Origin of the sequence: Wukongibacter baidiensis (genome assembly GCF_050888315.1) — a bacterium.
In the GTDB taxonomy this organism is placed as follows: Bacteria; Bacillota; Clostridia; order Peptostreptococcales; family Caminicellaceae; genus Wukongibacter; species Wukongibacter baidiensis.
The window spans coordinates 6,113,808-6,127,412 of record NZ_CP138202.1; the positions used below are offsets into that span (position 1 = coordinate 6,113,808).

Annotated in this window: 11 protein-coding genes; 10 read left to right on the top strand and 1 reads right to left on the bottom strand. The window is 33.2% G+C overall.

Going from position 1 to position 13,605, the window contains the following annotated elements:
• Window positions 1–6 precede the first annotated feature (6 nt).
• Window positions 7–795 carry an alpha/beta fold hydrolase gene (locus R9X47_RS28010; protein ID WP_432664351.1) on the bottom strand — a complete coding sequence of 263 codons (789 nt, stop codon included), beginning with the start codon at window positions 793–795 and terminating at the stop codon, window positions 7–9.
• Between the two features lie 462 nt (window positions 796–1,257).
• On the opposite strand from R9X47_RS28010, the gene R9X47_RS28015 reads away from it, so the two are divergent.
• From R9X47_RS28015 to R9X47_RS28060, 10 genes are all read left to right on the top strand, one after another.
• Window positions 1,258–1,824: an exonuclease domain-containing protein gene (locus R9X47_RS28015; RefSeq protein WP_432664352.1), complete on the top strand. Its 567-nt coding sequence runs from the start codon at window positions 1,258–1,260 to the stop codon at window positions 1,822–1,824.
• Between the two features lie 46 nt (window positions 1,825–1,870).
• On the top strand, window positions 1,871–2,617 hold the full coding sequence (locus R9X47_RS28020) for a metallophosphoesterase family protein (RefSeq protein ID WP_432664353.1): 747 nt from the start codon (window positions 1,871–1,873) through the stop codon (window positions 2,615–2,617).
• 462 nt (window positions 2,618–3,079) lie between these two features.
• Entirely contained in the window at window positions 3,080–3,289 is a 210-nt protein-coding gene (locus R9X47_RS28025) for a hypothetical protein (protein ID WP_432664354.1), read from the top strand.
• A 360-nt stretch (window positions 3,290–3,649) separates the two neighbouring features.
• Window positions 3,650–5,623 (top strand): methyl-accepting chemotaxis protein, encoded by a 1,974-nt coding sequence (locus R9X47_RS28030; protein ID WP_432664355.1) that lies wholly within the window; start codon window positions 3,650–3,652, stop codon window positions 5,621–5,623.
• A gap of 140 nt (window positions 5,624–5,763) precedes the next feature.
• Entirely contained in the window at window positions 5,764–6,855 is a 1,092-nt protein-coding gene (locus R9X47_RS28035; protein WP_432664356.1) for a GerAB/ArcD/ProY family transporter, read from the top strand.
• 170 nt (window positions 6,856–7,025) lie between these two features.
• The gene (locus R9X47_RS28040; protein ID WP_432664357.1) at window positions 7,026–7,436 is read left to right on the top strand and encodes a hypothetical protein; all 411 of its coding nucleotides are present in this window, start codon (window positions 7,026–7,028) and stop codon (window positions 7,434–7,436) included.
• 309 nt (window positions 7,437–7,745) lie between these two features.
• The gene (locus R9X47_RS28045; RefSeq protein ID WP_432664358.1) at window positions 7,746–9,257 is read left to right on the top strand and encodes a DUF4489 domain-containing protein; all 1,512 of its coding nucleotides are present in this window, start codon (window positions 7,746–7,748) and stop codon (window positions 9,255–9,257) included.
• Window positions 9,258–9,508: 251 nt separating this feature from the next.
• Window positions 9,509–10,261 (top strand): IclR family transcriptional regulator, encoded by a 753-nt coding sequence (locus R9X47_RS28050; RefSeq protein WP_432664359.1) that lies wholly within the window; start codon window positions 9,509–9,511, stop codon window positions 10,259–10,261.
• Window positions 10,262–10,311: 50 nt separating this feature from the next.
• Window positions 10,312–11,739 carry a YfcC family protein gene (locus R9X47_RS28055; RefSeq protein WP_432664360.1) on the top strand — a complete coding sequence of 476 codons (1,428 nt, stop codon included), beginning with the start codon at window positions 10,312–10,314 and terminating at the stop codon, window positions 11,737–11,739.
• A gap of 339 nt (window positions 11,740–12,078) precedes the next feature.
• The gene (locus R9X47_RS28060) at window positions 12,079–13,437 is read left to right on the top strand and encodes an amidohydrolase family protein (protein ID WP_432664361.1); all 1,359 of its coding nucleotides are present in this window, start codon (window positions 12,079–12,081) and stop codon (window positions 13,435–13,437) included.
• The last annotated feature ends 168 nt before the right edge of the window (window positions 13,438–13,605 follow it).

The window sequence follows — 13,605 nt, forward strand, 5'->3', positions numbered from 1 at the left end:
ATATGGCTAATTTGTGGCACTTAACTCCTCAAATAGTATTTCAAAAAACTTGTCTTTAGCATATTTTTCGTTCCAAGGGCTATGGCCACAATTCTCCAATAGTATGAACTTAAAATCTGCAATAACCTCTGATAAAGGCTCTTTTACTCCCTGATAAGGATGTGAATCATGATCACCATGAATTGCAATAACTGGACATTTTATATCTCGTCCCATCTCTAAAAGCTCAAAGCTTTTTCTTAGCTCATTTACTTCAGACATTATTTTACTAAAGGTGTCAGGCTGAAATTCAATTGTGCCATCATCATAGGATATTGGTTCATAGGAATCGGCTTTAATTATTAATTTTAGGAAATCACGTAAAACTTTATCAGAGCACTGTTCTTTATCACGTAATTGATTCCACAGACCTTCTATTTTTCTATTTTCTTCTTCATTAAGACGACTATCTCTAGTACTATTTAATAGTTTAAGGTATTTTGTGTCATATGATCCACTACCTATTAATATTATTCTCTTAACGTAGCTAGGAAACTTAGCCGCAAACATATAGGATAGCCATGCGCCCCAAGAATGTCCAATCAGAGTGATTGGTAGGGCAGCGGACTCATCTAAGAGATTGGCTAATTCAGAAAGCTGTCCCTCTATAGTATCCTTTGATTGTAAGGGCTCTAATACACCACAATCTTTTGATAATACCTCTGCTACTGGTGCCATGCTGCCAGGACCACCTGGGCCACCATGAATAACAGCTATATTATAAGGCGCCTTACCGTATATTCGTAGGTTTTTCATAACATGTATCCTCCTAAATCTTTATTTGAAATCTTATAACTTTGATATTTATGGTGCGACTTATATTAACTTATCTTATTTAGTTTATCACTTACATATAATAAACCAAACTGAAGGGTATGTTTATGGATTTTTTTACCATATACTTATCATCTATTTTAACTCAAATGGAAACAATATACCAAGAACATTTTTATGGAAAGAATCTTCAGATTTTCTCTTATGCATTGCGATATTTCTATTATATTGATATTATATTATCATGTAAGCTTTAGTAATAAGGGGATAAAAAGAATAAAAATTTTTATTGATACTAAAAGCCATATGAAAAGCCAGTAGAAAAATAGGAACTCTTTTGGATATCAGGACCGATTAAGGGGGATATTGTATATGAATAAATAGTTGCTATTTTGGTCGTATACAGAATAAGATGTATTGTTGATATAAGGAAAGGAAGTTAATATGAATTATATAGTATTGGATACTGAATTTAATCAGCCATCACCTCAATTATTTAATCCTAAAACAAAATTCAAGCCTAATAAAATATGTCCCTTCGAGCTCATCGAAATTGGTGCTGTGAAGCTAAATGAGAGATTTGAGCAAATAGATACCTTCAAGATATTTATTAAGCCAGTAATCTACTATAGCCTATGTCCAATAATTAAAAGAAAAACAAAGATTTCATCGAAAGATTTAAAAAACGGAATACCATTTGAAATTGCGGTAAAGAATTTTAGAACATGGATTGGTGATGAGGATTATGTACTATCTGTATGGTCAAACCATGACATCATAGAATTAAAACGTAACTGTAATTACCACAATTTAAAGAATGACTGGTTGAACAACTATTTAGATGTTCAGGCCGAAGCAGGGAAATTTTTTGATTTACCTAAGGGTCAGCAAATTGGATTAAAAAATGCAATAAAAAAACTTAACATTGAAATAGATATGAAGTTTCACAGAGCTTTAAATGATGCTATTTATACTGCCGAAGTATTTAAACTTATTAGACAGGATAAATAAGATTATACTATAGAGAAATATTGAACAAAAGTAAAGGGGAACTGTAATGGAGAAAGTAGCTATTATTTCAGATATTCATGGAAATATACCGGCATTAGAAGCAGTTTTAAAGGATATAAAGGATCGATCTTGCGATAAAATTATCTGTCTAGGTGATATTGTAGGTAAGGGCCCTAATTCGTCAGAAGCCTTAGATATTTGTAAAGAGGAATGTGATGTTATAGTATTAGGTAACTGGGATAAATATGTAGCGAATAACGATGTGGCAGGGAATATTGGATGGTATAGAGAAGAAATTGGTAAAGAAAGATTAGAATATTTAAAGGGCTTACCTGAAGCCGTAGGTTTTTATTTGAGTGGAAGGTATGTAAGACTTTTTCATGCACATCCCCATGATGTATTTAGCAGGCTATGGCCAAATAGTCCAAGGGAAGAGAAGCTTAAAATGTTTGAGGTACCTAAAATCATTAGCTTGGATAATGAAATATGTGAATCAGATATAGTAGGATATGGAGACATCCATGGTGCATTTATGGAACCCTTATTTGGTGGAAAATTATTATTCAACGTGGGTAGCATTGGTAACCCATGCGATCATATTACGATGGCTTCATATGCAATACTGGAGGGAGATCTAGAGAGTAGGGAAATATCTAATTTTTCAGTCCAATTTCAAAGGGTGATATATGATATTGAAGAGGCTGTTCAGTTGGCTAAGAACAGCAGCTTACCTACAATAGAAACATACATAAAAGAATTAACCACAGCAATTTATAGTGGGAATAGAGAATAATATATTGGTGGTACGTCGTGACCATTAAGTACAAGAAAAAGTCGCATGTAGAATTGGGGCTTTTCTTTTGTAGGAGAACAAGGTTTGTGAAATTATATCTTAAACTGATAATATAGATAAGGCTATTGATTGTTTCCATAGACTAGGAACTAAAATTGCAGCTACTACTTTAGGAAAAGAAGAATAGCAGTTATGATAATTCGTTTTCTTATATCCTAAGGTATAAATGAATATGAATAGTACAAATGGGGTGTTTCATAAAAGTATATTATGAGATAATCCTATTTTTTATTAATGTCACTAGACTTCAATATATGGGTATATAGCAATATCTCACATGTTTGCAAATTATGGTATAATTGATATGCGATTGAAATTGACACTTGAATCATTTAAAATGTATTGATTTAATATAAAATAGAAGATACTATTTATTGAAGAGCTAAAGATGGAGGAATAGATATGAAATGGTATGCAGTTGCAGTATGCAATATGCTTAATGATGAAAATGAAGTGAAAATTGTACATGCCCAAAATGAGATTGATGCTATGATTATTGCTGTACAGGGTGAGGATTCATGTAAAATAAGTGTTAGTACTATGGATGAGTTAAAGCAATATTATCTTGATTTAGATTTTTCCGTATCAAAACCTGTAGAGATTAAGAAATAGAAAAACATATTAAGTGAGACTCTTTTGCCCTTAACATAACACCGTGATATAAAGCACGGTGTTTTTTGAACAAAAAACGACAAAACAATTAAAAAACTCACAAAATATTACGAAAATGTAACAAAATTATGATATAATTATTAGTAATAAACAATTCAATCTATAAATTGTCAGGTGTAAACACTCCTTGAAACTATTGTATTTATTCTAATACTAAAGTTCCTTTATTATATAACCATAACAGTAACAAACGAATTAACTACAAAAAGCTAAATAAAAGAAGATCGATGATAAAAAAGTTATGCAATCTTAGTTGTATGATTTTTTTGTTATAATCAAAAAAATACTGGAGGGAAGCTAATGAGATTAAAGACAAAAATAGTACTAATTCTCCTATGTTCTACCATACTCTCTATTCTTAGTGTTTCTGCAATAGGATTTGTGAACGTGAGAAAAGAAATTAGTAACTCTATTGATTCAGAAATGGCAGTTACTGTAGATGGAATAAGGGACGAGTTTGAACAATGGCTAAATGCAAAAGCAAAAATTGTGGATACTACAAGATTGTTAATAGAGAACAATGTAAATAAGCAAGATATACGGAAGCAACATTTACAAGGTTGGAAGACAGATGATAGTTTGTTTGACATTTACATAGGTTATGAAGAAAGTGGAAAAATTCTTGATGGAAATAAATGGACACCTTCGCCTGGATTTGATGCTAGAGTAAGGCCTTGGTATAAAAAGGCCATGAGTGAAAATGGAATTATATTTACAAATCCTTATATCGATGACGGAACAGGAGAGTATGTTGTATCTGTTGCTACGCCAATTAAAAATCCCTCGAGTAGTGGCAAGCTAGGAGTTATTTCAGGCGATCTATTTATAACAAGTTTAAAGGATAAAGTTCTAGATATGAATATTAAAGGTTTAGGTTATGGATTCCTAATTGATAGTACAGGTGTTATTGTCGCCCACCCTAATGAGGAAGTTATGGGTAAGAATGGTCTTGATATACCTGGAAGAGAATCTATGACGAAAGAAATGCTTACGAACAGAAATGGGAAAATGACTAAAACAGTAGATGGATCAGAAGTTTTGACAGTATACAGAGAAATTCCTCTTACTAGTTGGATACTAGGTATTTCAGTGCCTGAAAAGGATATCTATGCACCGATATGGAATGTAGCAAAATTATTTATTATTATTGGTTTAATTGTTGCAGTGATTTTATCGATGGTTGCATGGACGTTTGCTAATAAGATGACAAAATCTTTAAAGATACTTTCAATAGATGCTGAAAAAATTGGAAATGGTGATTTAACTGTTGTTTCAGAAGTCAAAAGTAAAGATGAGATTGGTATGCTAGGTAAGGTTTTGAAGAAAATGACTCAAAATATAAGAAATATAGTCATGAAGAATCAAAGTACTGCTGAACTAGTTCATACTACATCTGAACAAATGAATGAGATGATAAATGAAATTTCAATAGCCAGCGACGAAGTATCAAGAACTGTTCAAGAATTGGCATTAGGAGCAAGTGATCAGGCTGCAGAAGCTGGAAAATGTAAGGATAAAACAATGGAATTAGATGAGAAGATAAACAATATGACAACAGTTCTTGACAATGTTGTTGAAAGCACATTGTTTGTGAAAAATAAAAACCAAAATGGAATAGAAGCAATTAAAAACTTAAATCATAAGTTTACGGAAAGTACAAACTCATCAATGAAGGTAGCCGAAAATATAAAGGAATTAGAAGAAAAATCAAACTCTATCAGTACAATTATTGAGACAATAAAATCAATTGCTGACCAAACCAATCTTTTAGCACTGAATGCTGCCATTGAAGCAGCTCGAGCAGGCGAGATGGGAAAAGGGTTTGCAGTTGTAGCTGATGAAGTTAGGGTATTGGCTGAGCAATCAACTAAGGCAACAGAAGATATTAATAATATTATAGAAGAGATTATTAACGTTATTAACTATACTAATGAATCTATGGAAGAATCTACTGCAATTGTGAAAAATGCAAATGAATATTTACAAGATACAACTAAAGAATTTATGGATATAGGGAATTTAGTAGATGATGTTGCAAATCAAATGCAAAATATTGATAGAGAAATTAAACAAGTGAGGCTCGTTAAAGAAGAGGTAATGAGTGCTACTGAAAACATTTCTTCAATTACAGAAGAGTCTGCTGCAGCTACTGAGCAAATAAGTGCATCGGTTGAAGAACAGACAGCTTCGATGATAGAAGTAAGATCTTTCATAGAACATCTAAATGAAATGATTCAAGAGTTGTCAGATTCAATGAAGATATTTAAAGTGTAAATACTAGTAATAGTTAAGCTAACCTACGCTCAATAGTATATTGCTCATAAAAAAGATTTGAAGTAAATACTTGGATTTATTAGTATGAATATAGCAATAAGTACAAAACCTAATAGAAAATAACTTTGGAGGATCAAAGTGTGAATAAAGGAGCTATTTCTGATAGAGAAGGTATATCTCTTATTGTTCTTTTTCTAATAGGCTCATCTTCTGTATTTGTCATGGGGCTAGAAGCAAAAAAAGATTTATGGCTAGCCGATATAATTGCTATGTTAATGGCCCTTGCAATGGCCTATATATATGCTAGACTTCATTATTTATTTCCAAAGAAAGACTTGTATGATATTTTAGAATTATGTTTTGGCAAACTTATTGGAAGAGCTATACAACTAATTCTTATTTTTTTCTTTTACTATTGGACCGCTGATGTTATGGTGAACTATGGAAGCTTCATCAATGCAGTTAGTCTTGATGAAACACCGAAAATTATTCCAATGATGGTGTTAGCAGTTTTATGTGCATGGGGAATAAGTAATGGGATTAAGGTGATGGGGAGATGGAGTGAGCTTTTTTTAATAATGCCTTGCTTTATTTTACTTATTCTCACATTGTCTCTAATACCTAAAATGAATTATAGAAACCTTTTACCGATAATGGGTGAAGGAATAAAACCTGTTTTGGCAGGTGCCTTCGATGCATTTTCCTTTCCTTTTGGACAGATATTTGCTTTCTCAATAGTATTCACAAATTTTAAGTCAAGGAAATCACCATATAAGGTATATTTCTCAGGATTAATATTTGCAGGTATAATTCTATTAATAACAGCTCTAATTGGCATTTTGGTATTAGGAGCAGAAGATGCTGGAAGTACCCATTATCCAACTTATGCTACAGCTTCAAGGGTAGAAATAGGCGATCTTTTTCAAAGGATAGAAGTTTTAGTTGCCATTAGTTTTGTTTTAGGAGGATTTATAAAAGTAGGAATATTGCTGCAATGTACATGTGTAGGAATAAGTAAAGCATTTGATTTTAATGATTATAAATTTCTTATAATTCCTATCATGCTATTAGTAATTAATCTATCATATTTTCAATATGATAGCATAATACATTATAATAGGTTTCAAGCTGATACTTGGTTGTACTTTACATTTCCATTTCAAGTAATTCTTCCTATTATTATATGGATAGCTGCTGAAATAAGGAAAAAAAGAATAGTTGAGGTGAAGTAAATATAAAGGTTTTAATAAAAATAAACTGCCGAGACATAGTTCTCGGTGGTTTGTTTTTGCATATTTTACCTGATTACGAAATTCGGAGTTAGTGATATGATTATCTAGATAAAAGATCAAGGTTTAGCTATCTTAAGAGGGATTTTGAAAAACAAGGAGAGTGTTATTTAGTGAAGAAAGCTTCTAATATTATAATAGTTTCGGCAATATTATTGGTTCTCATTATTACAGATAGAATGTATATAGATCTGTTTGAGTGGTTCTTTATTTTATTTTCATGCTTAACTTTAACATCAATCTTGGGTCGGAGAATTGCTAAGAATAAAAATAAAATTTCATGGGGATTACTTACAATAGTAGCATTTTGCCTATATATAGGACTTACATTATTCGATATAGTTGGTGATTATGTAATTTCTAAACTGACACTAGTTGGACCTCAAGATGGAATTGCTCCCCCTTTGTCCTATGTAATAAAAGAAACCTATGATGATTTTATGTTATTAAATCTAATTGCTCCTATTTTGATAGGTCTTGTTGCAGCATCTATTTCTGAAATCAAAGTACGTAAATCAGTTTAAATCAATATACTGACAAATATATAAATCATATTATTTATTAAAAGTCTACTTTTTCATATGTAGGCTTTTTATTGTACTTATAGGAATATAGGTTTTTGAAGATGACAAAAACGTGTGAAACGATGGCATATAAATACTCTAGGACAAAATCTATCACGGGTTTGATAAAAGAACATATGATGTAGTGAAAATAGAAATGAAATAAGTATAAATTTTATTTGGCCTCGCAAAATTAATGCTTAGTTCCTGATGTTTTATCCTTATGTTAAAGGAATAAAAGTTTATTAAAATGATAGGAGGTAATACTTAGTGACCTATAAAGTCTGTAAACCAGATAGTGAGTCTATTAAGTGTAAAACAAAGTACAAAAAAGCCAAGAAAATACTATTAGAGTGTGGCGAGGGAACTGGAAGTAGAACCTTTACTTCATTTAATGATGCCCCGTTTCAGTTAGCTAATGTTATTATCGATAAAACCTGTTTAAATAGATCGGAAATGCTAATAAAGTTTTCTAGTCTAGTTAGAGTGGAAAGATTAGATGATGGAGCAACGGCAAGGTTACAATATGAATTATCAAGGATATGTGAAGATGGCGCCCTTGCATCTTTAGGAATCTGGAGGTTTGAGAAGATTAATATTGCGCTAAGAGAATTTAGCCGTGTTGCAGAGGAGTCTTTTAATTTCATTTTCTGTGATTCGAATGCATGCAAAGGCTGTTGTGAATATTTAGTAACGATTATGCCACTGGAAATAACTAATGCAAGAGCAACGATTAGTAATGGAAAAATGGCAACACTAAATCAGTCTTTAGATTATAGAAGAGAAATGTATGACTCAAAATCAGATCCTGCTAACTTGGCACAAAACTGTCCTAAGGAAAAAGAAATAATTTTGGAAAGCGGACAAGAAACTGGAAGTATTACTTTCGTTAGAGGGAATGAACTACCAGTGCAAATAGCTGATGTTACAATTGATGCTTCGTGCTTATGCAAATCTGAAGTTTTAGTTGAATTTTCCAGTATTGTCAGTTATGCATCAGCTTTTAGTCCAGCAAGTACTATTCAATTACAATTTGAACTCTTTAGAATATGTGCTAAGGGAGAGCCAGTCTCACGAGGAATTTGGACATTTGAAGTGGATTCTGTAGAAGGTGTATTATCTTCAAAATCATTCAGCTTTATTTCCTGTGACTTGGCTACTTTCTCAGGATGCTGTGAATACTTTGTAATAGTAACGCCTATTGAAGTATTTGAAGGAACTCAAGGATTTGGTGAAAGTATAACGATTTCAGACTCAAGAGTAAGTGCAGTTGTCCAATCAGATGGAGTCGGTGACAAAAAAACTGATATATTAGACGATAATCGAAAGAATCCTAAGCCTAAATGGCTATTATTAGAATGTGGCCAGGGAACGGGAAGCAGTACTTTTACTACATCAAATAATGAGGGATTTCAACTAACACAGCTTACGATAGACATCAAAGGTTTATGTAAGCCTAAGGTGAATATTGAGTTTTCAAGCATTGTAAGTTTGGAACCAGGTTTTACTGGTTATGATGCTCTACTAAGATATGAATTGCTTAGGATTTGCGATGATGGTATGCTTGAATCCCGAGGAATCTGGACATTTAGAAGAGGAAATGGAGATGATGCTCCTGCTACTACGACCACAGAATCCTTTGATTTCACTTTCTGTGAAACTATAAAATGCAAGTCAGACTGCTGTACTTATATTGTAAAGGTTACACCGATTGGAATAATAGGGAGTCAAGTAACAGTTAGTAATGGAAGAATGGCTGCATTGGTTCAAGGAGGTTATTAGAATAGCGGAAATTTTGAGTTTAGTAATAATAAGGCGACTTTGGTCGTCTTTTTTTTATGAGTAATTTTTATAATTTCATTTATAATACTACTGTATATCCAGGCTGCTTTACAAAGAATTTGATGAATAAGGAGTAAATCTCTTGAAAGGCATATTTACCATTGACATTTTCAGAAAATTATAATATATTCTATATAAGTCCATAATATGATTATGTAGTCCATAATATGGACTGGACGAGGAGGTATAATATGTCAACAAATCCTAATGCAATAGAAAAAACACTTTTGATAATGAAGGCCTTTACAGAAGAGCCATTTGAATATACGGCTAAAGAATTAAGCGATAAGCTTAAGATAAGTAAACCGACTGTGCATAGAATTTTGAACATTTTAGAAAAAGACAAATTTGTTAAAAGAACACTGGACATGACCAAGTATACAGTTGGTTATGCGAGTTATATAGTGGGAATGCAATATGCCAAAAGACAGGACGTTTATTCAGAAGTTAGAAGAGTAGTAGATAAGGTTGCTAAATCCACAGGACAGCAGGTAGGCTATACAGTTATGGAGGGAGAAAATGTTATTAGTATTTATGAATCAGAATTCTTCAATAGAAGAATAAATTATATGCCGGGAGAGATTTATACTGTCAATTGTGGAGTATATGGAAAAGTTCTTATGTCCTATTCTCATTCAATTAAAGAACTAGAAAAATTAGTTTATGAAATAGAGTTAAAGCAAGTTACCCCCAATGCAATTATGGAGCCAGAAAAACTACTTGAGGAATACAAAAAAGTTAGGATAAATGGATACGCCGAGAGTGATGGAGAACATATAGAAGGTACTCTTGGAATAGGGGCACCAACATTTTACTCCAATGGAAAGATACATGGATGTATCGGTCTGTCAGGAATTAAGTCAGAGACATTTAAGTTAAACAAACCCAATTATATAAAAGAGGTGTTAAAAGGAGCTGAAGAAATAAGTAGGCTCTTGATATAGAGAAAGGAGGGCAGGGTTAATTACTTTAAAAACTATATAGGGGGGAAAAAATGAGTGAATTGAATGAAAAGAAAGCTAACAATGCTCAAAACAAATCTAAGCTAAAGGTACCGCATGTTTATGTAATACTACTCACTGTAGTGGCAATTTGTGCTATTCTGACGTATATTGTTCCGGCAGGACGATATGAAATGATGGAAAGCGCTAGTGGTAGAATGGTAGTAAACCCAGAATCATTTCAATTTACGGAAAACACTCCAGTAGGTCTTCTGGACTTTTTGAAGGCTGTTCCCGATGGAATGGTTGAGACTGCATCGATTATATTCTTTATTTTTATGGTAGGAGGGGCTTTTGCGGTAGTTGAAGCTACTGGTGCTATTGAAGCAGGTATAGGAAGAATAACCTTTATGATGAAGGGGAAGGAAAGAGCTATAATTCCAATTATTGTTATCGTTTTTTCTCTTGGTGGAGCAGTATTTGGAATGGCTGAGGAAACTCTTCCATTTATTCCAATAATGGTAACCTTGGCAATTGCACTTGGCTTTGACTCTCTTACTGGAATAGGAATGGTATTGGCAGGAGCAGGAGCCGGATTTGCGGGAGCATTCATGAATCCATTTACAGTTGGTGTAGCACAGGGGATAGCAGAACTTCCGATGTTTTCAGGTATGGGATTAAGAATTGTTGGATATGTAGTAATGGTAAGCCTCGTAATAGTATTTTTATACAGATATGCAGGTAAAGTTAAGAAGAATCCAAGACTTAGTTCAATGTATGAAGTTGATATTAATAGAGATGATGTTCTTGATTTAGACTCTCTCAAAGAATTAACAAATAGTAGAAAACTTGTTTTAATAACTGTAGCAGGAACAATTGCTTTACTGATATTTGGAGTTATCAAATATGGATGGTATATACAGGAGATAGCAGCACTATTTATGGGAATGGCAATAGTTACTGCCATAGTGGGAAAGCTTGGATTCAATGGATTTGCAGAGAATCTAGTAAAAGGATTTGCCAATCTTGCAGGTGGTGCATTAGTTGTAGGATTTGCTAGAGCAATACTAGTAGTACTTACAAAAGGACAAATACTTGATACGATATTGTATTCATCGTCAAATGTACTTTTACAGCTCCCTTCAGCTGTATCGGCCTTTGGAATGTATGCCTTCCAGTGTCTATTGAACTTTATTGTACCTTCGGGAAGTGGGCAGGCTGCAGTTTCAATACCAATACTGGCTCCTCTATCTGACTTGGTTGGAGTAACAAGACAAACGGCAGTCCTTGCCTATCAGTTTGGTGATGGGATATCAAATATCTTTACACCTACTTCTGGGTACTTTATGGCTGGTTTAGCACTAGCTAAAATACCATGGCAAAAATGGGCTAAATGGATATTACCACTTATATTATTGGAGTATCTATTTGCAGGAATACTTGTACTTGTAGCTCATATGATTAATTATGGACCATTTTAAAAAGTTACAGTTATTAAAACAAAGACAAGGATCAAATATCTAAGGAAAAATCGCGAAATAAAACCAAAGATAAAGACCCTTAATAGAAGTATATAAACAAAGCAATAAAAAGTCAAACATATAAGGCAGTCGAAATGACTGCCTGAGGCTGTTAACAAACCCGAATTTCTTCGTTGTTGATTCACTCAAGAACCCTTACGTATGTCTATATACGCTGCGGTCTCTTGATTTCAGAACGCCTCGAACTTCGACTTTCTTAACAGCCTGTCATCTTGTTAACTTTGTTAACAATCTGAGGCAGTCAAAATGACTGCCTTATAATTTAGGAGGCACTATTCAATGTACGATATAAAAATACTCAATGCAAAGTTCCCAGATTATGATTCGAATGAATTTAAAGTCAGTGATATATGTATAAAGAATGGTAAAATCGATTATATAGGAATGAATTCCAAGGAAGCAAAACTTGAAATAGACGCAGAAAACTATATAACATCACCAGGGTTCATTGATATTCACATGCATGAAGAAGAACTTGAAAAATATCCGTCAATTGGAAGGTTCTATATAGCTGAAAGAATGCTGAAAATGGGAGTAACAACAGCCCTTGGAGGCAATTGTGGTATAAATTATCAAGCTCCAGAAACATTTATAAACTACATCAAGAAGTACAACTCTCCAATAAATTATATGTTAAAAATAGGATATAATACTTTTAGAAAAAAGATTGGTCTGAACTCTCCATATGATAGAATATCAGATCATGAATTAGATATTATGGAAAAAGAAATTGTTGAAAATATACCTTTAGGAATAAAAGGTATATCCTTCGGCATAGAATATTCACCGGGAATTGAGTATAAGGAAATGCTTAGGGCTTCTCGCCTGCTCAATCCAGAAAAACATTTAATTTCAGCACATTATAGAAATGATGGAGAGGAAAGTATATCTTCAATTGAAGAAATGATCTCACTTTCAGAAGAATCATCAGTACCTATGCAGATTTCACATATAGGAAGCTGCAGCGCCTATGGCTATATGGATAAGGCTCTGGTTAAGATAAGAGAGGCAAGGGAGAAGAACTTATCAATAATGGCTGACTGTTATCCATATAATGCTTTTTGTACCTATATAGGTTCTACCGTATTTGATGATGGATGTCTTGAGAGATGGAATGTAGATTATTCAAGCATAATGTTAACGCAAGAACCTTATAAAAATATTCGTTGTACAAAAGAAATCTTTGAAGATGCAAGAAAAAATCATCCCAATATGCTTGCCGTGGCATTTGTGATGAATGATACGGAGATAATAGAGGCAATGAAGTCTCCTTTCATAATGATTGGTAGTGATGAAATCTATAATGGTAATCAGGGTCATCCTAGAGGAGCAGGAACCTTTCCAAGGGTTCTAGGAAAATACGTAAGAGAAGAGAAACATCTTGAGCTAATAGAAGCATTATATAAAATGACAAAGATGCCTGGAGAAAGGCTTATGCTCAGTCAAAAAGGGCAGATCAAAGAAGGATATGATGCTGATATTACAATCTTTGATGAAAGAAGTATCATTGATAGGGCAGATTTTATTAATGACCCTATTGCTCCGCCTTGCGGAATTAAGTATGTAATGATAAATGGAAAGCTTGTATTAAAAAATAATATTATCCTAAGCGATAACTTGGGAGTGTTTATAAAGTAAAAAGAAGCTGTGCTGATTAAGCACAGCTTCATCTTGTTGACAAAGTCAACAAGATGATAGGCTGCCTGAAAATCTGAAGTTCGAGGCGTGCTGAAATCAAGAGACCGCAGCGTATACAGATATACGTAAGGGTTCTTGATTGAAGCAACAGCGAAGAAATTCGGATTT

Coding starts and splice junctions, on each gene's coding strand:
- R9X47_RS28025 (WP_432664354.1), top strand. CDS start 3,080: ATGAAATGGTATGCAGTTGCAGTATGCAATATGCTTAATGATGAAAAT.
- R9X47_RS28050 (WP_432664359.1), top strand. CDS start 9,509: ATGTCAACAAATCCTAATGCAATAGAAAAAACACTTTTGATAATGAAG.
- R9X47_RS28030 (WP_432664355.1), top strand. CDS start 3,650: ATGAGATTAAAGACAAAAATAGTACTAATTCTCCTATGTTCTACCATA.
- R9X47_RS28010 (WP_432664351.1), bottom strand. CDS start 795: ATGAAAAACCTACGAATATACGGTAAGGCGCCTTATAATATAGCTGTT.
- R9X47_RS28020 (WP_432664353.1), top strand. CDS start 1,871: ATGGAGAAAGTAGCTATTATTTCAGATATTCATGGAAATATACCGGCA.
- R9X47_RS28015 (WP_432664352.1), top strand. CDS start 1,258: ATGAATTATATAGTATTGGATACTGAATTTAATCAGCCATCACCTCAA.
- R9X47_RS28060 (WP_432664361.1), top strand. CDS start 12,079: ATGTACGATATAAAAATACTCAATGCAAAGTTCCCAGATTATGATTCG.
- R9X47_RS28055 (WP_432664360.1), top strand. CDS start 10,312: ATGAGTGAATTGAATGAAAAGAAAGCTAACAATGCTCAAAACAAATCT.